This window comes from Halomonas sp. ND22Bw, from assembly GCF_003011945.1.
GTDB lineage: Bacteria > Pseudomonadota > Gammaproteobacteria > Pseudomonadales > Halomonadaceae > Halomonas > Halomonas halophila.
This window is the reverse complement of sequence record NZ_PXWD01000003.1, coordinates 197,473-217,364: the sequence shown is the minus strand read 5'-3', so window position 1 is coordinate 217,364 and position 19,892 is coordinate 197,473. Positions and strand designations below refer to the sequence as shown.

The window sequence follows — 19,892 nt, the reverse complement described above, 5'->3', positions numbered from 1 at the left end:
AAAGGAGTTCCCCAGAGTGCCGCTGTCATTCTGGCCCTTGAACCCTGTGGTTCAAGGTGGGTGGCCGCAGCCGGACCGTCAGGCTTTCCGTCGCACGGACATGCACACGGGTCCGGACTAGCTGTTGGCCCCCTGGGTACTGCGCATAGGCTCGAGGGACTTAACGACTGGCGAACACCCCAGGGAACGTCTCTATCCTAGCAGAGCGAGGCCTACGTCCAAAGCGAAGAATCCTCAGCGCGAGGGCGCGTCGGCCAGCGCCTTCTCCAGGCGCGCGCTGAGCTCGCCGAGGCTCTTCTCGCCGGCGCGGCGCTCCTCGAGGGTCTCGAGCAGCTCGTGGGTGATGTTCAGGGCCGCCATGATGGCGACCTTCTCCCGGTCGACCACCTTGCCCTGGGCGTGGATGCCCTGCATGGCACGATCCAGGTAGCGGGCGGTACGCTCCAGCTTGTCGCGCTCTTCCGGCGGACAGGCGATGACGTACTGGCGCTCCAGCAGGGTGATCTCGGTGGTGGGCCGCGAGGCGTCGGTCATGGGGGGCTCCGGCGGGCCCGGACGAGCGCGCGGGATGCGGCGCCAAGGGGGCCCGATGCGTTAACATCGTGGGGTATACGTACGTCAAGTCACTATAAGAGAGCCGTTTGCGGCCGGTCAACGCGCCGCGCGGCCCTCGCACCGGATGGTCCCATGTCTCTGATCAACGAACGCCAGGATTTCTCCGACATCGCCGACACCTTCCTGTTGCACGGCAGCATGCAATCGCCGGCCTTCCTCGACGGCCGCCTGTGCGCCTCGCTGGCGCTGCACGACCTCAGCGCCGAAGGCTGGCTGGAAGTCGTGTGCCAGAACCTGGGCGTCGAGCAGCCTCGCGACGAGCCGTCCGCCGAGCGCCTGCTGGGATGGCGCCGCCAGACCGTCGAGGCGCTCTCGGCCAGCGAGATGAACTACGAGCCGCTGCTGCCCGATGACCTGTTCTCCCTGGCCGAGCGCGCCGAAGGGCTCAAGGACTGGACCCTGGGCTTCCTCGAGGTGATCGAGGATGCCGGCGACGCGCCGCGCAAGCAGTGGTCCGAGGCCCTGCGTGAGGCGGTCGACGACCTCAAGGGCCTGACCAACATCGAGACCGACCTCGATGACGACCCGGAGAACGAGAACGACCTCTTCGCCCTCACCGAGCACGCCCGCATGGCCGCCATGATGCTCTACACCGAGCAGCATCCCGGTCAGCCGCAGGTCGAGAAGGTCGACGACCCCGAGGCCTACACCAAGCACTGAGGCGGTCCGGGCCGCCGGCCCGGACCGCGAGATGTCCGGCCCCGCCGCTCGGCGGGGCTCCCGCCTGCCCGAGGAACTGCCATGCCGCCCGAGATCCTGCCTCGCCCCGCCGCCATCGGCGCAGCCGAATTCCGCGAGCGCCGCCGCCGCCTGATGGCCACGCTGCCCGACGATGCCGCCGTGCTGCTGCCCGGCGCCTCGCTGGTCACCCGCTCCGGGGACAGCGAACATGCCTTTCGTCAGAACAGCGACTTTCACTATCTCACCGGCTTCCCCGAGCCCGACGCCCTGCTGCTGCTGCTCCCCGGCCGTGACGATGGCGAGAGCGTGCTGTTCTGCCAGGATCGCGACCCGGAGATGGAAGCCTGGACCGGGCGCCGGCTGGGGGCGGAAGGCGCCGAGCGCGTGCATGGCCTCGACCAGGCCTTCGGCAACGCCGAGCGCGACGAAGCCCTCGCCGCGCTGCTCGACGGCCGCACCGCTCTCTACCTGCCGCTGGACGACAGCGAGGCGCTGCACCTGGCCGAGTCGATCCGCGCCGAGCTGCAGGCCGGGGCCCGTCGCGGCGCGCGGCCACCGCTGGCCTTTGCCGACGTGTCCGTGCGCCTGCACGAGCAGCGGCTGGTCAAGAGCCGGTCGGAGCTGGCGCTGATGCGTCATGCCGGCGCGGTCAGCGCGAAGGCCCACTGCCGGGCGATGTGCGCCTGTGCCCCCGGGCTGACCGAGTACCAGCTGCAGGCCGAGCTCGAGCATGAGTTCCGGTGGCAGGGCGGCAGCGGCCCGGCCTACGCCAGCATCGTCGCTGGCGGCGACAATGCCCGTGTGCTGCACTACATCGAGAACGCCGATGCGCTGCATGACGGTGACCTGGTGCTGATCGACGCCGGCGCCGAGTTCGACCTCTATGCCGGTGACATCACCCGTACCTTCCCGGTCGGGGGCCGCTTCGGCGAGGCCCAGCGCGCCCTCTACGAAGTGGTGCTCGGCGCCCAGCAGCGCGCCATCGAGGCCGTGCGCCCCGGCACCACCCTGGTCGCCATCCATCGCGGTGTGGTGCGCGATCTCACCGCCGGGCTGATCGAACTCGGCCTGCTCGAGGGTGAGCTGCAGGACTGCATCGAGAACGAGGCCTGGCGGCGTTTCTATCTCCACGCCACCTCCCACTGGCTGGGCCTCGACGTCCACGATGTCGGCCAGTACCGCCAGGACGGCGAACCGCGCCCGCTGGTGCCGGGCATGGTGCTGACCATCGAGCCCGGGCTCTACGTGCCCGAGGACGACGACATCCCCGCCGCCTATCGCGGCATCGGCATTCGCATCGAGGACGACGTGGCGGTGACCGAGGCAGGGCACGAGGTACTGACCGCCGACGTGCCCAAGCGGGTGGCCGATATCGAGGCGCTGATGGTCAAGGAATAACCGTTAGCAGGCTCTATAACAGGTATATTACGTAACGTACATTATGGAATATTGGCCGTGAATCGGCATTCCGGCGCCGCCCCAGCAGGGCGGCATAAGGAGCGTCGGCTGACAGGGCCGTCAGGATGAAGGTCGTGAGGATGAGGACCGTGATGACAGCCGTGATGAAAGAGAGGAGCCGGCCATGAGCGATCTGGGCGGGGGCGAGGCCCCGCGACACGTGGACATCGCCATTGTCGGCGGAGGACTGGTGGGCGCAAGCCTGGGCTGCGCCCTGGCACCGCTGATCGAGCGGCTGGGGCTGACGGTGGCGGTGATCGAGGCCGCGCCCATGACGGCGAAGCTCGACGCCCCCTGGCAGCCGAGCTTCGATGCCCGGGCGAGCGCCATCGCCCAGGGCTCGGTGGCGCATTTCCGCACCCTGGGGCTGTGGGACGGCCTGGCCGAGCAGGCCTCGCCGATCCGCCGCATCCACGTCAGCGAGCAGGGCCGCCTGGGCGCGACCCGGCTGAATGCCGAGGAGCTCGGCGGCGAGGCCCTGGGCCAGGTGATTCCCAATGCCTGGCTGGGACGGGTGCTGCACCGCCGTCTGGCCGAGCTGCCGCTGGACTGGCACTGCCCGGCCCGGGTCGAGGAGATCCGGCCCGTGGCCGGCGGTCACCGGCTGACGCTCTCCGACGGTGCCTGCCTCGAGGCCGGTCTGACGGTGCTGGCCGACGGCGGCCGCTCGGGCCTCAAGGAGCGCCTCGGCATCGAGAGCCGCGAGCGGCCCTACGATCAGGTCGCGCTGATCGCCGGCGTCGAGGTCGACCGGCCCCACGACGGCTGGGCCTATGAGCGCTTCACCGGCGACGGCCCGATCGCCCTGCTGCCGCTCAAGGGCCAGGCCATGGAGCTGGTCTGGACCCATGAGGCGGGGCAGGAGAAGGACCGCCTGGCGCTCTCCGACGGCGACTTCCTGGCCCAGCTGCAGCGCGCCTTCGGCGACCGCGCCGGGCGCTTCCGCCGGGTCGGCAAGCGCCACGCCTATCCGCTGTCTCTGGTCACGGCCCGGGAGACCACCCGGCCGGGACTGGCGGTGATGGGCAACGCGGCCCACGCGCTGCATCCGGTGGCCGGTCAGGGCTTCAACCTGGCGCTGCGCGGGGTGATGGACCTGGTGGCCGCCATCGCGGCCGGCGCCGCGCGCGGCGAACCCGCCGGCAGCGCCGCCACCCTGGGCGACTTCGAGACCCGCCGCAGTGGCGACCGCCACGACGTGATCCGCTTCAGCGACGGCCTGATCCGGCTGTTCGGGCTCGACAGCCCCCTGCTCTCCCATGCCCGGGCCGCCGGCCTGGTGGGGCTCAACCTGCTGGGGCCGCTGCGCCGGACCCTGGCCCGCCGCGCCATGGGAGTGGAGCGATGACCGAGGCGCCCGTGAAGGAGGACGACAGCGTGAAGGAGGAGGCGAGCGGCATGAACCGAGACGCGACGCCGGCCGGCGAGGCGATCATCGTCGGCGGCGGCATGGTCGGCGCGACCCTGGCCTGCCTGCTGGGCGAGGCCGGCGTGGCGGTGACGCTGGTGGACGCGCGCCCGGCGCCGCTGGACGCCGAGGCCGTGGGCCGCGGCCGCCCGGAGCGGCGGGTCAGTGCCCTGACACCGGTCTCCCAGCGCCTGCTCGAGGGGCTGGGCGCCTGGGCGTGGATGCAGGGCCGGCGCGTGACGCCCTATCGCGGCATGCGGGTGTGGGACGCCGAGGGCACCGGCGAGGTGGCATTCTCCGCCGAGGAGGCCGGCCTGCCGGTGCTCGGCCATATCGTCGAGAACGACGTGGTGGTGGCGGCGCTGGAATCGCGGCTGGCCGGCCTGCCGACGGTGACGCGGCGCTTCGGGGCCAGGGTCACGGGCCTCGAGGACGGGCCGGCGGGGCGTGAGCTGGTGCTGGAGGGCGGCGAACGCCTGAGCGCCCCGCTGGTGGTGGCCGCCGACGGCGCCCGCTCGCCGCTGCGCGAGCTGGCCGGCATCGGCGTGACGGCGAGGGAGACCGGCCATTCGGCGGTGGTGACCACGGTGCGCACCGCCAAGCCCCATGGCGGCGTGGCGCGCCAGGCCTTCCTGTCCGACGGCCCGCTGGCCTTCCTGCCGCTGACGGTGGAGGGCGACGATCATTACTGCTCGATCGTCTGGTCGACCACGCCGGAGCACGCCGACCGGCTCTGCGGGCTCTCTCCCGAGGCCCTGGGTCAGGCGCTGACCACGGCCTTCGACGGTAGGCTGGGCGAGGTCGAGGCGGTCGACGGCGCCCTGGCGGTGCCGCTGACCCAGCGCCACGCCGAGCGCTACGTGCTGCCGGGGCTGGCGCTGGTGGGCGATGCCGCCCACAGCATTCATCCGCTGGCCGGGCAGGGCGTGAACCTGGGGCTGATGGACGCGGCGGTACTGGCCGAGGAGCTCCTGACGGCGCGGCGGCGCGGCGTGGGGCCGGGCAGCGAGGCGTGGCTGTCGCGGTACGCGCGGCGCCGTCGCGGCGACAACGCCGCCATGCTGAAGCTGATGGATGGCTTCCGGCTGCTGTTCGGGGCCCGCCATCCGGCGCTGACCCTGGTCCGTAACCTGGGCATGTCCGGGGTCGACCGGCTGTCGCCGCTCAAGCGGTTGCTGATGCAGCAGGCGGCGGGGCACCGGGGGCGGCTGCCCGGCTCTTGTCGTTGAGGGCCCTTTGTCAGGCGCTGAAGGCGCTCGCCCTCCGCGGAAGGCTCCTGCCAATGAGAGGCTCTTTATGAGGCGCTGAAGGCGCTCGCCCTTCGCTAAGAGCTCTTCATGATTCGTGGAGGGCGCTTGTCGGGGCTGAGGGCTCTACGCCTGTCGCGCAGAGCCCTCGCCGTCTGCCGGGCGCGGCGCTAGCCATCGTCGGACGATTCGACCGTGGCCGCGGCGCCGCGCTCGCCCAGCACGTTCAGCGCCTTGAGCAGGTTGAGCGCCTCGCCGAGCTGGTAGTCGTCGCGCAGCCGCTCGCTCAGCTCGCTGCGGGCGTCCTTCTCGCCGTTGCCGGCCAGGTGGCCTTCCAGGTCGGCCTCGCGCACCCGCAGGCTGGTGTTGTCGGCGACCTCGAGGCGGCCGCGCACCACCTGCACGTCGGGCTCGATGCCCAGCGCCTGGATGGAGCGCCCGCTGGGGGTGAAGTAGCGGGCGGTGGTCAGCTTCAGCGCCTCGTCCTCGCCCAGCGGCATGATCTGCTGTACCGAGCCCTTGCCGAAGCTCTCGGTGCCCATCACCACGCCGCGGCGCTGGTCCTGCAGGGCGCCGGCGACGATCTCCGCCGCCGAGGCGCTGCCGCCGTTGATCAGGATGACCAGCGGCACGTCCGGTGCGGCGGTGTCGCGTCGGGCGGAGAAGCGCATGGCGCTGTCCGGCAGCCGGCCCTCGGTGTAGACGACCAGGCCGCTCTCGAGGAAGGCGTCGGCCACGTCCACCGCGGCCTGCAGCACGCCGCCGGGATTATTGCGCAGGTCGAGCACCAGGCCCTTCAGCGGGCCCTCGTCGCGCAGCGTCTCCAGGGCGTCGACGACCTGCTCGCCGGTGCGGGTCTGGAACTGGCTGACGCGCAGATAGCCGTAGCCCGGCGCCAGCAGCTCCTGCTTCACGCTCTCGGTACGAATGATCTCGCGTTCGATGGCCACCTCGCGCGGGGCGTTCTCGCCTTCGCGCATGATGGTCAGGCGGATCTCGGTGCCGGGATCGCCGCGCATCAGGTCGACGGCCTCCTGCAGCGACATGCCCTCGGTGGGGGTGTCGTCGATGCGCAGGATGATGTCCTGGGCCTGCAGGCCGGCGCGGGAGGCCGGGGTGTCGTCGATGGGGGTGATCACGGTGAGCTGGCCGTCGCGCTTGCCGACCTCGATGCCCACGCCGCCGAACTCGCCCTGGGTGGATTCCTGCAGGCTCCGGTAGGCGTCGGCGTCCAGATAGGTGGAGTGCGGGTCGAGTTCGCTGAGCATGCCGCGCATGGCGTTGCGCATCAGGGTGGCGTCGTCGACCTCCTCGACGTAGGCCCGCTTGATGCGCTCGAACACCTCGGCGAAGGCCTGGATCTCGGCCACCGGCAGGTCGTCGCCGGCCGGCTCGACGTCGGAGGCGGCCTGCAGGGGCAGCGGCAGGGTCAGCAGGGCGACCGGCAGCAGAACCGCCTTCAGGTGCCGCAGCGGGGCGTTCGTCGGGAACATGCGCTCTCTCGCGGTGTGTCGCAGATGGGTTTCCAGCATAGCGTGGCGGCGGACGCGATTGGAATAGCGTGGCAGCGGACGCTAATAAATGGTGTGGCAGCGGACGCTAATGAATGGTGTGGCAGCGGATGCTAATGAGCGGCGTGGCAGTAGACGCTAATGGAAGGGTGGAGCATCGGGCACGTTGGGAATCGTGCCCGTCGTTTGCCCGGCCGTTCTAGCGCCGGGCGATCCAGCGGTTGGGGTCGATGGGCTCGCCGTTGCGGCGCACCTCGAAGTAGAGCCCGGCGGACGACTGGCCGCCGCTGGCGCCCACCGCGCCCAGGGTCTCGCCGGCGCTGACTGCTTCGCCGACGCCGACCGCGAAGCGCTGCAGGTGGGCATGCAGGGTCATCACGCCGTCGCCGTGGTCGAGGATCAGCAGGTTGCCGAAGCCGCGCATCCAGTCGGCGAACACCACCCGGCCGGCGTGGACCGCCTCGACCGCCGTGCCCTCGCGGGCACGGATCACCAGGCCGTTGCGGTGCACGCCGTCGCCGCGACCGAACGACGAGGTCACGCTGCCCTGCACCGGCCACGGCAGGTCGCCCTGGGTGGCGGCGATGTTGGTGGAGGGCGGCGGCTGCTGCAGGCGCGCCAGGCGCTCCTGCACCTGGCGCAGCACCCGCTCGGCGTGGGCGCGGTCCTGGTCGAGTTCGGTCAGCCGCGCCTGCTCGCTGGCGAAGCGGTCGTCGAGTTTCGCCACCAGGGCTTCGCGCTCGTCGACCCGGCGGGCGAGCTCGGCGCCCTGTTCCTGCAGGGTCTCTGACAGGCGCGCCAGGCGATCGCCGCGCTCGTCGAGGGCCCGGCGATTGTCGGCCAGCGCCGCGTCGAGCCGCTCGAGCTCGTCGAGCCGCTGCCGGCGGGCTTCGGCGAGGCGGTTGAGGTAGGCCTGCAGGCGATCCAGTCGGGCCGGATCGTCCTGATTGAGCAGCAGCTTGAGCTGCGGCGTCGGCCCCAGCCGGTAGAGGGCGTCGAGCTGCTCCTCGATCGCCGTCAGCTGTGCCTGGCGCTCGTCCTCGAGGGCCTGGCGCCGGTCCTCGAGCGCTTCGACCTCGTCACGCAGGTCGCGCTTCTCGGCCTGGAGCGCGTCCAGTCGGGCATGGGTCTCGGCCAGGGCGGTCTCGACCTCGCGCAGGTCCTCGTTGGCGTCGTCCCGCGCGTCGCGGGTGGCGGAGAGGTCCTGGGTGGCCGCCTGGATGCGCTCGCCGATGGCATCCAGGCGCTGTTGCGCCTCGCGTTCGTCCACCGCCGCCGCCGGGGTGGCCAGGGCGGCGCTCAGCGCGGCGGCCATCACGAGGCCCGGCAGCCATCGCCGCCGGGCCGGGCAGCGCCGCCGGCTCACGCCTCGATCAGCACGCGGCCGGTCATTTCCTCGGGCACCGGCTGGTCCATCAGCGTCAGCAGGGTCGGGGCGAGGTCGCACAGCCGGCCGTCCTGGGCCAGGCTCAGCGGGCGCGGGCCGACGTAGATCAGCGGCACGTCGAAGGTGGTGTGAGCGGTCTGGGCGACACCGGTCTCGGGGTGGACCATCTGCTCGGCGTTGCCGTGGTCGGCGGTGATCAGGCAGGCGCCGCCGACCTTCTCGAGCGCCTCGACCACGCGGCCGAGGCAGGCATCGACGGCCTCGACGGCCTTGACCGCGGCGTCGAAGTCGCCGGTGTGGCCGACCATGTCGCCGTTGGCGTAGTTGCACACGATCAGGTCATGGGCGCCGGACTCGATGGCCTCGACCAGGCGGTCGGTGACCTCCACGGCGCTCATCTCGGGCTTCTCGTCGTAGGTCTTCACGTCCTGGGGCGAGGGCACCAGCACGCGGGTCTCGCCCTCGTACTCGGCCTCGCGGCCGCCGGAGAAGAAGAAGGTGACGTGAGCGTACTTCTCGGTCTCGGCGATGCGCAGCTGGGTCAGGCCGCGTTTCTCCATCACCTCGCCCAGGGTGTTGTGCAGCTCTTCCGGCGGGAAGGCGGCCGGGGCCGGGATGTCGGCGGCGTACTGGGTCATGGTCACCAGGCTGCCGCCGGCCAGCTGCGGGCGGGCCTGGCGCTCGAAGCCGGCGAAGTCGTCCTCGACGAAGGCGCGGGTCAACTCGCGGGCGCGGTCGGCGCGGAAGTTCATGAAGAAGGCGGCGTCGCCGTCCTCCATGCGCACCGGGGCGTCGCCGGCGAGAATGGCGGTGGCGGTGACGAATTCGTCGGTCTCGCCGCGGTCGTAGGCCGCGTCGAGGCCGGCCTCGGCGCTCTGGGCGGCGTGCTCGGCGGCGCCCTCGGTGGCCAGGCGATAGGCCTGTTCGACGCGGTCCCAGCGGTTGTCGCGGTCCATGGCGTAGTAGCGGCCGATCAGCGAGGCCACGTAGCCGTTCTCGGCGCCGACCAGCTCGGCGAGCCTGGCGTTGACGCGCTCGATGGAGGCGCGAGCGCTCTTGGGCGCGGTGTCGCGGCCGTCGAGGAAGGCGTGGACGTAGATGCGCGTGGCGCCGCGCTTGGCGGCCAGCTCGGCCATGGCGAGGATGTGATCCTCGTGGCTGTGCACGCCGCCCGGCGACAGCAGGCCCAGCAGATGCACGGCGCGGCCGGCCTCGGCGGCGGCATCCAGCGGGCCGGTGAGGATGGCGTTGTCGGCCAGCGCGCCGTCCTCGACGGCCTTGGTGATGCGGGTGAAGTCCTGATAGACGATGCGCCCGGCGCCGAGGTTCATGTGGCCGACTTCCGAGTTGCCCATCTGGCCGTCCGGCAGGCCGACGTAGCGGCCGTCGGTGTGCACCAGGGCGTGGGCGCGGGTCTCCCACAGCCGGTCCATCACCGGGGTGTCGGCGGCCAGGATGGCGTTGTCGGTGGGGTCCGGATTGTAGCCGTAGCCATCGAGGATGATCAGGGCCACCGGGCGGGGCGTCGGGGTCGAAGAGTCGGTCATGGGTCGAAGGCCTCGTGGTTGGGGCGGTACCGCCCTGGCCCTGTGGCCTCGGGCGGGGTCGCGACTTGCCTCTGCTTGCGGCATCATATCGCACGGTCCCGCCGGGCGTCATATCGCACGCCCTCGGCGGCCCCACGGCATCATGTATACTGGCGCCGCCGGCCCGGCCGGCTTTCGTTCACCGCGTACCCGAAGAAGAGTCTTTCCGAATCATGATCGATCAGCTGTTCGAATTCGTGCAGAACCACCCGCTACTGGTCGCCGCCTTCGCGCTGGTGCTGGTCGCCTGGATCGCCTACGAGATCCGCAGCGGCGGGGCCAACGGCGTGACCACCAGCGAGGCCACTCAGCTGGTCAACCGCGAGGACGCCGTGGTGCTCGACGTCCGCGACAAGAACGACTTCAAGGCAGGTCATATTGCCGGCGCCCGCAACATTCCGCAGAGCAGCCTCGACAGTCGCCTGGGCGAGCTCGAGAAGTACAAGGGCAAGCCGATCATCGTGGCCTGCAAGCATGGCCAGACCGCCGGCGTGGCGATGGCCAAGCTGACCAAGGCCGGCTTCGAGCGCGTCTACAAGCTCAAGGGTGGGATGACCCAGTGGCAGACCGACGGCCTGCCGCTGGTCAAGAAGTGATCGCACCCTCCTAACATTCCAACGACCAAAGGATTGCTTTCCATGGCGGAAGACAACAACCCGAACAGCGGCGCCAACGGCGAGGCCGCCGGCCAGCAGGACAAGCCCCAGGTGCAGTTCGCCCTGCAGCGCATCTACGTCAAGGACATCTCCTTCGAGGCGCCGAACTCCCCGGCGGTGTTCCAGCAGCCGTTCAAGCCGAAGGTCGGCCTGGACCTGAACACCACCCACCAGAAGGTCGGCGAGGATCTCTACGAGGTGGTGATCAAGGTCACCGCCCAGGTCACCCACAGCGAGGAGGGCACCACCTCCTTCCTGGCCGAGATCGAGCAGGCCGGCCTGTTCCGCATCGGCGGCATCGAGGGTGCCCAGCTCGACCATACCCTGGGCGCCTTCTGCCCGAACATGCTGTTCCCCTACGCGCGTGAGTGCATCGACAACCTGGTCAATCGCGGCGGCTTCCCGCCGCTGATGCTCTCGCCGGTCAACTTCGAGGCGATCTACGCCCAGAAGAAGCAGCGCGAGGCCCAGCAGCAGCAACAAGGCGAGCAGGCCACGCAGTAAGCGGCCGCCGCCGGCAGCATCGCGCCGGGGCAGAGCGGCGCGAGGGCATCCCCCTCGCGCAGGCCTGCTCCGGCGCGTATCGTTTCGACCGTCCTCAGGAGAGCGTTTCGTCCATGGCGATCAAGGCCCCCCGTATCCATGTCGATGCCGCGCTGACCGCCGGCGCCGACGTCGTCCTGCCGGAAGGCCCGGCACGCCACGTGGCCCGAGTGCTGCGCCTCGGCGAGGGCGCGCCCCTGAGGCTGTTCGACGGCCACGGCATCGAGGCCGAGGCGGTACTGGTCGAGGCCGGTCGCAAGCGCGTGGTGGCCCGCGTCGAGGCGCTCCATGAGGGCCGCGGCGAGTCGCCGCTGGTGGTGCACCTGGGTCAGGCGATCTCCAAGGGCGATCGCATGGACTACGCGATCCAGAAGGCCGTGGAGCTGGGCGTGGCCGAGATCACCCCGCTCTACACCGAGCACGGCGACGTGCGCCTCAAGGGCGAGCGCGAGGCCAAGAAGCTGGCCCACTGGCAGGCCGTGGCCGCCAGCGCCTGCGAGCAGTGCGGCCGCGCCACCGTGCCGCCGGTGCATCCGCCGGCGCCGCTCGCTGACTGGCTGGCCGGCCGCGACGAGGCGCTGCGCCTGGTGCTGCATCCCGGCACCCCGGGCGCGCTGGACCGCGAGGACGCCATCGCCAGTGCGGCGCTGCTGATCGGCCCCGAGGGCGGCCTCGCGGACGCCGAGATCGACGCCGCCACCGCCGCCGACTTCGCTGCCCTGACCCTGGGGCCGCGCATCCTGCGAACCGAGACCGCCCCGGTGGTCGCCCTGACGCTGCTGCAGGATCGTTTCGGCGACGTCTGAACCCCGTTCGCCCTTGCCCCCTCGCGCCCGGCGCCTTTTCCCGCCGTCGGGCCGCGCCCATAATGACGGCACACTCGCAGTGGAATCCCGATCATGTCCGACTCCCGCCGATCCGCCCCACGCGCGGCCCATTCCCGTCGTGAGCCCATGCGCCGCACCCGCGAGCCGCGAGCCAGCGTCGGCGAGGTCGCCTACCTGCCGGTGGTGAAGGTCAACGAGACCGGCGCCTTCCTCGACTGGGGCCACTCGCGGGACCTGCTGCTGCCCTTCGGCGAGCAGCGCTTCCGCCCCACGGTGGGACGCCGGGTGCTGGTGATGATCCGCGAGGATGACCGCGAGCGGCCCTTCGCCACCCAGCGCCTCGACCGCTACCTCGACGATCACGCCGAGGGCCTGGCCGCCGGCAGCGCCGTGGCGCTGGTGATCGCCGACCAGACCGATCTCGGCTACAAGGCGGTGGTCGACGGCCGCTTCTGGGGCCTGCTCTACCACGACGACGTGACCCGGCCGCTGCGCCGCGGCCAGCGCCTGGAGGGCCACGTGAAGCGGATCCGCGAGGACGGCCGCCTGGACCTGTCGCTGCTGCCGCCGGGCCCGGAGCGCCTCGACGTGGTCGGCGAGGCGGTGCTCAAGGCGCTGCGCGAGAGCGGCGGCTACCTGCCGCTCTCCGACGCCAGCCCCGCCGGCGAGATCAAGGCCCGGCTCGGGGTCAGCAAGAACGCCTTCAAGCAGGCCATCGGCCGGCTCTACAAGCAGCGCCGCATCACCATCGAGAGCGGCGGTATCCGCTTCGCGCCCGGCGGGGAGCAGGACTGAGCGCCTTGGAGTCCATGGCGGCCCTGCGGCATACTGCCAGCCATCATTCCCCGCCGGGATCGCCCGGCGCCGACGAGTAGAACGATGAGCCAACGCCCCCTCAAGGTCGGCGTGGTGATGGATCCCATCGCCGACCTCAGCTTCAAGAAGGACACCAGCCTGGCCATGCTGTGGGCCGCCCAGGACCGCGGCTGGTCGTTGCACTACATGGAGCAGGAAGACCTGTTCCTGCGCGACGGCCGGGCCCACGCCCGGATGTGCGACCTCGAGGTGTTCCGCGACGCCGAGCGCTGGTACGCGCTGGGCGAGGCCGAGGCGCGCCCGCTGGCCGAGCTCGACGTGGTGCTGATGCGCAAGGACCCGCCGGTGGACGGCCACTTCCTCAACGCCGTGCACCTGCTGGGCTTCGCCGAGCGCGAGGGCGTGCTGGTGGTGAACCCCACCCGGGCGCTGCTGGAGTGCAACGAGAAGCTGTTCGCCCAGCAGTTCCCGCAGTGCTGCGCGCCGACCCTGGTGTCCTGCCGCGAGACCGAACTGCGCGCCTTCCACGCCGAACACGGCGACGTCATCCTCAAGCCCCTCGACGGCATGGGCGGCAGCGGCATCTTCCACGTCCAGCCGGACGGCCGTAACCTTGGCGCGATCATCGAGACCCTCACCGAGGGCGGCCGGCGCCAGATCATGGCCCAGCGCTATCTGCCGGAGATCAAGGACGGCGACACCCGCATCCTGCTGGTCGACGGCGAGCCGGTCGAGTACGGGCTGGCGCGCATTCCCAGCGCCGGCGAGACCCGCGGCAACCTGGCCGCCGGCGGCCAGGGCGTCAGCCGCGAGCTGACCGACCGCGATCGCTGGCTGATCGGCCAGGTGCAGCCGATGATCCGCGAGAAGGGCCTGATGTTCGTCGGCCTGGACGTGATCGGCGACTACATCACCGAGATCAACGTCACCAGCCCGACCTGCGTGCGCGAGATCGACGACCAGCGCGGCACCGACATCGCCGGCCAGCTGATGGACGCCGTCGCCGACCGCCTCGCCGCGCGCCGGGGCTGACCCGGGAGACGCCACCGTGGCCGCCCCCGTCAACGACCCGATCCGCTATGCGCCGGTGACGCGCGCCTACCGCTACTGGCTGGCCTGGGCGGTGTCGCTGCTGCTGCATCTGGCGGTGATCGGCGTGGTGGCCAGCCGCCAGTTCGCCCCGGCGCCGCCGGAGCGCACCAGCCTCGACGTGGTGCTGGTGACGCGGCCCGCCGAGGCGCCGGTGGCGGCGGAGGCGCTGGCCGAGTCGGCCCAGCGCGCCGCCGGCGAGGCGGTGGAATCGCCGCCGGCGGAGTCCCGCGCCGCGCCCCGGGCCGAGTCGTCGGTACCGCCGGCGGAGGTCGAGCGGGCGGTGGATCCGGCCTCGCCGGCCGAGTCCGAGGCGCGTCCGGCACCGGAAGCGTCGGCCACCGCCGAGCGGCCGCGGCAGACGGCGCCCCCCGAGCCGCGCGAGAGTGCGCCCCGCTCGGCCGAGGCCACGGCCCCCGCGGCGGCCAGCGTGCCCTCGACCTCGGGCCGCGACCTGCTGGCCCAGGCCACCGCCAGCATCCGCGAGCAGGGGCTGTCCGCCGACTATGCCGGCGACGCCTCGGGGGCGGCGCGGCCGGCGGCCCAGAGGGCCGCCGAGGCGCGCTACATCGATGACTGGACGCGTCGGGTCGAGGACTACGGCAACCGCGTCCATCCGGCGCCGCCGGCGCTGGATGGCCAGCTGCGGATCCGCGTGGTGATCGGCCGCGACGGTCAGGTCAGGCGGGCGGAAGTGATACAATCCTCGGGACATTCCGAACTCGATCAGGCGGCCCTGGACACCGTCCACGGCGCCGCGCCGTACCGCCCCTTCGATGCGGGCATGGGCGAGCTGGACAGCCTGTCCATCACCCGCATCTGGCGGTTCGGCGAAGGTAACGATTACGGCGTGCGCTAGGCACCGGACGACGGCGCGCGCAGACACACGGCAGGCGCGCCCGATGCGCGCCGCCTTCCGCTGGGGAGCTCCATGCAAAGCTTGAAAAACCACTTCCTGATGGCGATGCCGCACCTGGAAGATCCCAATTTCGCCGGCACCCTCAGCTACCTCTGCGACCACGACGACAAGGGCACCATGGGCGTGATCGTCAATCACCCCATGGAGGAGCTGACCCTCGAGGCGCTGTTCGAGCAGCTCGAGCTCGAGTGCAGCACCAGCCCTCACCTGAGCGCTCCCGTCTACTACGGCGGCCCGGTGCACAAGGACCGCGGCTTCATCCTCCACGAGGGTGACAGCCAGCAGTGGGACTCCAGCCTGCAGGTGACCGACGACATCGCCCTGACCACCTCCATGGACGTGCTCGAGGCGCTGGCCGCCGGCCGCGGTCCGGAGAAGTTCCTGGTCTGCCTGGGCTGCGCCGGCTGGGAATCCGGTCAGCTCGAGCAGGAGCTGATGGACAACACCTGGCTGACCGTGGAGGGCCGTGCCGACGTGCTCTTCGAGGTGCCGCCGGAGCAGCGCCTGAGCGCCAGCGCCAATCTGCTGGGCGTCGATCTGAACCTGATGACCCGCGAAGCGGGCCACAGCTGACATGAAAGGAGCGGCCTGCGCTCGCTCAGGCGGCGTCGCCCGGAGGGACTCATGAGCGGTCAGCGCCTGATACTGGGCTTCGACTTCGGCACCCGGCGCATCGGTGTGGCGGTGGGCAACGAGCTCACCGCCAGCGCCCGGGCGCTGGAACCGCTGCCGGCCCGCGACGGCATCCCCGACTGGGACCAGATCGCGCGGCTGGTGGAGGAGTGGCGGCCCGACCTGTTCGTGGTCGGCCTGCCGCTCAACATGGACGGCAGCGAGAGCGTGATGAGCACCCGTGCGCGCAAGTTCGGCAAGCGGCTCTACGGCCGCTACGGCGTGCCCTGCGAGATGGCCGACGAGCGCGGCTCGACCCGCGAGGCCAAGAGCATCGCCCGGGAGGCCGGCCACCGCGGCAACTACCGCGAGGACAGCGTCGACGGCCTGGCCGCGGTGCTGATCCTCGAGGCCTGGCTGGCGCGGGCCGAGGGGCTGCCGCCGCGGCCCTGATCTTCTGCGCTCCCGCTCTTCCAACGGCAACGGGCCGGCATTCGCCGGCCCGTTGCCGTTTCTGGCGGCCTGTCTCGGTCCTTCCAGCCCGTCAGAACTGGGCGTCGTCCACGCCGACGGTCTTCGGCACGAACCAGGACACGTCGCGCAGGTCCTTCTCGATCTGGTCCTCGACCTGCAGCAGGGTGGCGAAGATCGCCATGCGTACCGGGATGCCGTTGTCGGTCTGGCGGAAGATCGCCAGGCGCGGGTCGCCGTTGAGGTCCACGTCCAGGTCGTTGGCATCCGGGCGGCTGTCGCGGGGCAGCGGGTGCATGACGATGGCGTGGTCGTTGACGCGCTGGTCCATGAACGCCTTGTCCACCGTGTACTCCCGCGACAGGCTGAAGCCCTCGCTCATCTCGGCGGTGAAACGCTCCTTCTGGATGCGCGTGGTGTAGACCACGTCGACGTCGGAGAAGTCGCTGGCCAGGCTCTCGCGGGTCTCGACCCGGTGGCCACGGGAGGCGACCAGCTCGATCAGGTGCTGCGGCATCTCCAGGCCGGGGGGCGAGACCAGGGTCAGGCGCATCGGGTCGTGGAGCGACAGCAGCTTGATCAGCGAGTGCACGGTGCGGCCGAACTTGAGGTCGCCGGTCAGCAGGATATGGGCGCCGGTCAGGGCCTTGCCGCGCCGCGCGAACTCCTTCTCGATGGTGTAGAGGTCGAGCAGCGCCTGGCTGGGGTGCTCGCCGGGGCCGTCGCCGCCGTTGATCACCGGCACGTTGGTGGCCTGGGCGAACTCGGCCACCGCACCCTGTTCCGGGTGGCGCATCACGATGGCGTCGCAGTAGCCGCTCATCACCCGGCTGGTGTCGTAGAGCGACTCGCCCTTGGCCATGGACGAGAAGGTGAAGCCGGTGGTGTCGCAGACGCTGCCGCCGAGCCGGCAGAAGGCGGTGTGGAAGCTGACGCGGGTGCGGGTGCTGGCCTCGAAGAACAGGTTGCCGAGCACCGCGCCCTCCAGCACCCGAGTGACCTTGCGGCGTTGGGCGATCGGCTCCATGCGCGCCGCCACGCGCATCAGGTGATCGACGTCATCTCGTGACAGGGAATCGACGGAGAGCAGGTGAGAACTCATGCGCGGGCCTCGGCTGGCGGTGGGGGTCGCGCGCTAGTGTACTCCGCGTGGCGGCTGGCTTCAGCCCTCCCGCGCCAGGATATCCTCGTCCGGCGCGGGCATCTGGGCGCACTCGTCGAAGACGCGCAGGGTGCAGGTCCGGCATACCTCCGGGTCCAGCGTCGGCACGATGGCGTCGAGCGCCTCCGCGGACGATTCGAAGAAGCGGTCCTCGCCCAGCCGGGCCAGGTCGCCGCGTCGGCGCAGCTCGTCGAGCACGGTGCCCTTGAGCGAACTGATCATCAGGTCGCCGCCCTGGTCGCGCAGGCGCTCGGCCTCCTGCAGCAGCAGCTCGACGCCGGCGGTGTCGATGAAGTTGATGCCCTTGCCGATCAGCAGTACCCGGGTGCCGGGCGCGGCGCTGAACACCCTCAGGCGACGCTGCACGTGGTCGGTGGCACCGAAGAACAGCGAGCCGTCGATGCGCAGCATCTTCAGTTGCGGGCACTGGGTGAGCTCGTAGCGGTGGACGTTGCGGATATGGCGGCGCGGATGATCCTGACGCGGCGCCACCTCCATCACCGTCGGCCGCGAGGTGCGCTTGAGGTAGAGCACCAGCGACAGCAGCACGCCGATGTAGATGGCGAACTCCAGCGCCACCAGCAGGGTGGCGGCGACGGTGGCCGCCAGCACCATCGCCTCGTGGCGGCTGGCGCGCACCAGCTGCACGATGTGCCGGGCGTCGATCAGGTTCCAGGCGATCAGCAGGATGCCGCCGGCCATGGCCGGCAGCGGCAGGTAGGCGGTGATGCCCGGGGCGAACAGCAGGATCAGCACCAGCAGCGCGGCGGCGAACACCGAGGCCAGCGGGGTGCGCGCGCCGGCGTCGTAGTTGGCGCCGGAGCGGGTGAAGGAGCCGGAGCTGGCGTAGCAGGAGAAGAAGCCGCCGACGATGTTGGACAGCCCCTGGCCGATGAACTCCTGGTTGCCGTCGATCACCTGGCGCGAGCGCAGGGCGATGGCGCGGGCGATCGACACCGCCTCGATCAGCCCCAGCAGGGCGATGGCGAAGGCGCCGGAGGTCAGGGTGCGCAGGCTGTCCGGCGACAGCTCGGGCAGCGTCAGCGGCGGCAGGGTACCGGGCAGGGCGCCGACCAGCGCGACGCCATGGCTCGCACCGTCCATCAGCCAGCAGGCCAGGCTGCCGGCGGCCAGGCCGAGCAGCAGGTGCGGGCTGCGGCGGTTGAGGCGCCGCGCGACCACCGAGGTGACCAGCGAGATCAGGCCGACGGCCAGCGCGTAGAGGTTGGTGTCCGGCAGCGCCCGGATCAGGCCGGCCAGCTCGACCAGGAAGCCCTGGCCGTCCACGTCGACGCCGAGCAGATGCTGCATCTGGCTGGTGGCGATCAGGATCGCTGCCCCGGTGGTGAAGCCGATCACCACCGTATGCGAGATGAAACTGACCAGGCTGCCGAGGCGCAACAGCCCCATGGCCAGCTGGATCACCCCGACCAGCAGGGTGACCGTGATCGCCGCGCCCAGGTACTCCGCCGGCGTCAGCGAGCCCAGGCCGCCGACCACGCTGGCCAGCACGATGGAGAGCGCCGCGGTGGGCCCCGAGACCATGTGCCAGGAGCTGCCGAACAGCGCGGCGACGGTGGCGGCGACGATGGCGGTATAGAGGCCGACTTCCGGTGGCAGGCCGGCGATGAAGGCGTAGGCGACGCCCTGTGGCAGCACCAGGATGGCGCCGGTGAGCCCGGCCATCAGGTCGGCGGAGAGCATCTTGCGGTCGAGGTCCCGGCCCCAGCTCAGGAACGGCAGGTAACGCGAGAGTCGGGACGCCATGGGGGAACCTCGAGTGTCGGGTGGATGGGAGGCGCTAGCCTAGGCAATGCCCAAAAGTGCCTGCGCTCGGCTATACGGCGTTAAACATCGGCTCAAAATGCTCATTTACCCCTCGTAAACTCCGCTTTCTCGCCAATGTTTGCCTTGTCTAGCCTTCGCTCGTCGACTTTGCGGGCATAGCCTATGGAAAAGTCGTTATCCTGAAAAACAAAATTTTTTGGCCTTCATGAACGGAAAAACCGAAGGTGGTCGCCCTGGATACTCAACTGCTGCAAACCTTCCTCGAGGTGAGTCGGCTGCGCAACTTCGGCCGCGCCGCCGAGAGCCTCAGCGTCTCGCCCTCCACGGTCAGCGCGCGCATCCGCCAGCTCGAGGCGCACATGGGCCTGGCGCTGTTCAGCCGCGGCCATCATCGCATCGGCCTGACCCCCGCCGGGGAGCGCATGGAGCGCCACGCGCGCTTCCTGCTCGACGCCTGGGAGCGGGCCTATGAGGACACCGCGCTCAGCGAGCGCCACCAGCGGCGGCTGGTGGTGGCCGGCGTCGCCAGCCTGTGGGACATCTTCCTCCAAGCGTGGCTCACCGACATCTATCGTGCCTACCCGGCGCTCGGCATCCGCGCCGAGGAGAGCACGCCGCTGCGGGTGGTGGAGAAGCTCGAGCAGAACATGATCGACGTCGGCTTCCTCTACGATACCCCGCGCCTCCGCGAGGTGGGCGTCGAGGAGGTGGCGACCCTTCCGCTGGTGATGGTGTCGAGCCGCCCCGGCCAGCGCGCCGAGCAGGCGGTGGGCGACGGCTACATCCGGGTCGAGTGGGGCACCGCCTTCGCCAGCGTTCACGAGGGCCACTTCCCCCAGCGGCTGCTGGCGCGGGGCCGGGTCAACAGCGGGCGCATCGCCCTGAACCTGCTGCTGACGTGCGGCGGGGCCGCCTATTTGCCGCGGGACATCGTGGCGCCCCACTGCCGGCAGGAGCGCCTGTTCCCGGTCGAGGACGCGCCGCCGATCGAGCTCAAGGCCTACGTGGCCTATCGCCTCCATGGGGAACATCGCGAGCTGATCCGGGAACTGCTCGGCAAGTTAAGGTGAGTGATCGCTCGCTTCGGCGGGAAGGGCGGCGCCGGCGCCCTCGTGC

General features: G+C 70.9%; 19 protein-coding genes and 1 other RNA gene. 13 read left to right on the top strand and 7 right to left on the bottom strand.

Annotated features, from left to right (window positions below):
* Positions 1-4: 4 nt before the first annotated feature.
* A non-coding RNA gene (gene ssrS, locus CVH10_RS06060) (6S RNA) lies at positions 5-189 on the bottom strand.
* Between the two features lie 45 nt (positions 190-234).
* On the bottom strand, positions 235-534 hold the full coding sequence (locus CVH10_RS06055; RefSeq protein WP_035594624.1) for a cell division protein ZapA: 300 nt from the start codon (positions 532-534) through the stop codon (positions 235-237).
* Between the two features lie 153 nt (positions 535-687).
* Between CVH10_RS06055 and CVH10_RS06050 the strand changes: the two genes are divergently transcribed.
* The 4 genes from CVH10_RS06050 to CVH10_RS06035 all read left to right on the top strand — a co-directional run bounded on the left by CVH10_RS06050 (position 688) and on the right by CVH10_RS06035 (position 5,391).
* On the top strand, positions 688-1,275 hold the full coding sequence (locus CVH10_RS06050; RefSeq protein ID WP_035594627.1) for a UPF0149 family protein: 588 nt from the start codon (positions 688-690) through the stop codon (positions 1,273-1,275).
* An 81-nt stretch (positions 1,276-1,356) separates the two neighbouring features.
* Positions 1,357-2,694, top strand: a complete 1,338-nt coding sequence (gene pepP / locus CVH10_RS06045) for a Xaa-Pro aminopeptidase (RefSeq protein ID WP_035594629.1) — start codon at positions 1,357-1,359, stop codon at positions 2,692-2,694.
* Between the two features lie 184 nt (positions 2,695-2,878).
* A complete protein-coding gene (ubiH, locus tag CVH10_RS06040; RefSeq protein WP_035594634.1) occupies positions 2,879-4,102 on the top strand; it encodes a 2-octaprenyl-6-methoxyphenyl hydroxylase in 1,224 nt (407 codons plus the stop codon).
* Between the two features lie 50 nt (positions 4,103-4,152).
* Complete coding sequence (locus CVH10_RS06035; protein WP_106488209.1) at positions 4,153-5,391, top strand: UbiH/UbiF/VisC/COQ6 family ubiquinone biosynthesis hydroxylase; 1,239 nt, start codon at positions 4,153-4,155, stop codon at positions 5,389-5,391.
* A gap of 188 nt (positions 5,392-5,579) precedes the next feature.
* Here the strand turns inward: CVH10_RS06035 and CVH10_RS06030 are convergent, their stop codons facing one another.
* From CVH10_RS06030 to gpmI, 3 genes are all read right to left on the bottom strand, one after another.
* Positions 5,580-6,902, bottom strand: a complete 1,323-nt coding sequence (locus CVH10_RS06030) for a S41 family peptidase (protein ID WP_106488117.1) — start codon at positions 6,900-6,902, stop codon at positions 5,580-5,582.
* Between the two features lie 217 nt (positions 6,903-7,119).
* Positions 7,120-8,235 (bottom strand): murein hydrolase activator EnvC, encoded by a 1,116-nt coding sequence (locus tag CVH10_RS06025; RefSeq protein ID WP_035599931.1) that lies wholly within the window; start codon positions 8,233-8,235, stop codon positions 7,120-7,122.
* A 47-nt stretch (positions 8,236-8,282) separates the two neighbouring features.
* A complete protein-coding gene (gpmI, locus tag CVH10_RS06020; RefSeq protein ID WP_106488116.1) occupies positions 8,283-9,854 on the bottom strand; it encodes a 2,3-bisphosphoglycerate-independent phosphoglycerate mutase in 1,572 nt (523 codons plus the stop codon).
* A 212-nt stretch (positions 9,855-10,066) separates the two neighbouring features.
* Here gpmI and CVH10_RS06015 point away from each other — a divergent pair, with 212 nt between their 5' ends.
* The 8 genes from CVH10_RS06015 to ruvX all read left to right on the top strand — a co-directional run bounded on the left by CVH10_RS06015 (position 10,067) and on the right by ruvX (position 15,808).
* Positions 10,067-10,489, top strand: a complete 423-nt coding sequence (locus tag CVH10_RS06015) for a rhodanese-like domain-containing protein (protein WP_035599925.1) — start codon at positions 10,067-10,069, stop codon at positions 10,487-10,489.
* A 42-nt stretch (positions 10,490-10,531) separates the two neighbouring features.
* The gene (gene secB / locus CVH10_RS06010; protein WP_035599928.1) at positions 10,532-11,053 is read left to right on the top strand and encodes a protein-export chaperone SecB; all 522 of its coding nucleotides are present in this window, start codon (positions 10,532-10,534) and stop codon (positions 11,051-11,053) included.
* Between the two features lie 113 nt (positions 11,054-11,166).
* Positions 11,167-11,898 carry a 16S rRNA (uracil(1498)-N(3))-methyltransferase gene (locus tag CVH10_RS06005; protein ID WP_106488115.1) on the top strand — a complete coding sequence of 244 codons (732 nt, stop codon included), beginning with the start codon at positions 11,167-11,169 and terminating at the stop codon, positions 11,896-11,898.
* 147 nt (positions 11,899-12,045) lie between these two features.
* On the top strand, positions 12,046-12,714 hold the full coding sequence (locus CVH10_RS06000; RefSeq protein ID WP_106488114.1) for a S1 RNA-binding domain-containing protein: 669 nt from the start codon (positions 12,046-12,048) through the stop codon (positions 12,712-12,714).
* 84 nt (positions 12,715-12,798) lie between these two features.
* Complete coding sequence (gshB, locus tag CVH10_RS05995; RefSeq protein WP_106488113.1) at positions 12,799-13,767, top strand: glutathione synthase; 969 nt, start codon at positions 12,799-12,801, stop codon at positions 13,765-13,767.
* Between the two features lie 16 nt (positions 13,768-13,783).
* Positions 13,784-14,683 (top strand): energy transducer TonB, encoded by a 900-nt coding sequence (locus CVH10_RS05990; RefSeq protein WP_106488112.1) that lies wholly within the window; start codon positions 13,784-13,786, stop codon positions 14,681-14,683.
* A gap of 72 nt (positions 14,684-14,755) precedes the next feature.
* Positions 14,756-15,316 (top strand): YqgE/AlgH family protein, encoded by a 561-nt coding sequence (locus tag CVH10_RS05985; RefSeq protein WP_035599298.1) that lies wholly within the window; start codon positions 14,756-14,758, stop codon positions 15,314-15,316.
* 51 nt (positions 15,317-15,367) lie between these two features.
* Positions 15,368-15,808: a Holliday junction resolvase RuvX gene (gene ruvX / locus CVH10_RS05980; RefSeq protein WP_106488111.1), complete on the top strand. Its 441-nt coding sequence runs from the start codon at positions 15,368-15,370 to the stop codon at positions 15,806-15,808.
* A gap of 91 nt (positions 15,809-15,899) precedes the next feature.
* Here the strand turns inward: ruvX and pyrB are convergent, their stop codons facing one another.
* Both pyrB and CVH10_RS05970 read right to left on the bottom strand, forming a co-directional pair.
* Positions 15,900-16,928, bottom strand: coding sequence for an aspartate carbamoyltransferase (pyrB, locus tag CVH10_RS05975; RefSeq protein WP_106488110.1), 1,029 nt, complete (start codon positions 16,926-16,928; stop codon positions 15,900-15,902).
* Positions 16,929-16,988: 60 nt separating this feature from the next.
* Positions 16,989-18,755, bottom strand: a complete 1,767-nt coding sequence (locus tag CVH10_RS05970) for a SulP family inorganic anion transporter (protein ID WP_106488109.1) — start codon at positions 18,753-18,755, stop codon at positions 16,989-16,991.
* A gap of 245 nt (positions 18,756-19,000) precedes the next feature.
* Here CVH10_RS05970 and CVH10_RS05965 point away from each other — a divergent pair, with 245 nt between their 5' ends.
* A complete protein-coding gene (locus CVH10_RS05965; RefSeq protein WP_106488108.1) occupies positions 19,001-19,846 on the top strand; it encodes a LysR family transcriptional regulator in 846 nt (281 codons plus the stop codon).
* The last annotated feature ends 46 nt before the right edge of the window (positions 19,847-19,892 follow it).

Excerpts from the sequence above, each read along its gene's own strand:
- ubiH (WP_035594634.1), top strand. The coding sequence starts at position 2,879 with ATGAGCGATCTGGGCGGGGGCGAGGCCCCGCGACACGTGGACATCGCC.
- secB (WP_035599928.1), top strand. The coding sequence starts at position 10,532 with ATGGCGGAAGACAACAACCCGAACAGCGGCGCCAACGGCGAGGCCGCC.
- CVH10_RS06005 (WP_106488115.1), top strand. The coding sequence starts at position 11,167 with ATGGCGATCAAGGCCCCCCGTATCCATGTCGATGCCGCGCTGACCGCC.
- CVH10_RS06025 (WP_035599931.1), bottom strand. The coding sequence starts at position 8,235 with ATGGCCGCCGCGCTGAGCGCCGCCCTGGCCACCCCGGCGGCGGCGGTG.
- CVH10_RS06055 (WP_035594624.1), bottom strand. The coding sequence starts at position 534 with ATGACCGACGCCTCGCGGCCCACCACCGAGATCACCCTGCTGGAGCGC.
- gpmI (WP_106488116.1), bottom strand. The coding sequence starts at position 9,854 with ATGACCGACTCTTCGACCCCGACGCCCCGCCCGGTGGCCCTGATCATC.
- CVH10_RS06000 (WP_106488114.1), top strand. The coding sequence starts at position 12,046 with ATGCGCCGCACCCGCGAGCCGCGAGCCAGCGTCGGCGAGGTCGCCTAC.
- CVH10_RS06030 (WP_106488117.1), bottom strand. The coding sequence starts at position 6,902 with ATGTTCCCGACGAACGCCCCGCTGCGGCACCTGAAGGCGGTTCTGCTG.
- CVH10_RS06015 (WP_035599925.1), top strand. The coding sequence starts at position 10,067 with ATGATCGATCAGCTGTTCGAATTCGTGCAGAACCACCCGCTACTGGTC.
- CVH10_RS06050 (WP_035594627.1), top strand. The coding sequence starts at position 688 with ATGTCTCTGATCAACGAACGCCAGGATTTCTCCGACATCGCCGACACC.
- pyrB (WP_106488110.1), bottom strand. The coding sequence starts at position 16,928 with ATGAGTTCTCACCTGCTCTCCGTCGATTCCCTGTCACGAGATGACGTC.
- ruvX (WP_106488111.1), top strand. The coding sequence starts at position 15,368 with ATGAGCGGTCAGCGCCTGATACTGGGCTTCGACTTCGGCACCCGGCGC.
- CVH10_RS05970 (WP_106488109.1), bottom strand. The coding sequence starts at position 18,755 with ATGGCGTCCCGACTCTCGCGTTACCTGCCGTTCCTGAGCTGGGGCCGG.
- gshB (WP_106488113.1), top strand. The coding sequence starts at position 12,799 with ATGAGCCAACGCCCCCTCAAGGTCGGCGTGGTGATGGATCCCATCGCC.
- CVH10_RS06035 (WP_106488209.1), top strand. The coding sequence starts at position 4,153 with ATGAACCGAGACGCGACGCCGGCCGGCGAGGCGATCATCGTCGGCGGC.
- CVH10_RS05985 (WP_035599298.1), top strand. The coding sequence starts at position 14,756 with ATGCAAAGCTTGAAAAACCACTTCCTGATGGCGATGCCGCACCTGGAA.
- pepP (WP_035594629.1), top strand. The coding sequence starts at position 1,357 with ATGCCGCCCGAGATCCTGCCTCGCCCCGCCGCCATCGGCGCAGCCGAA.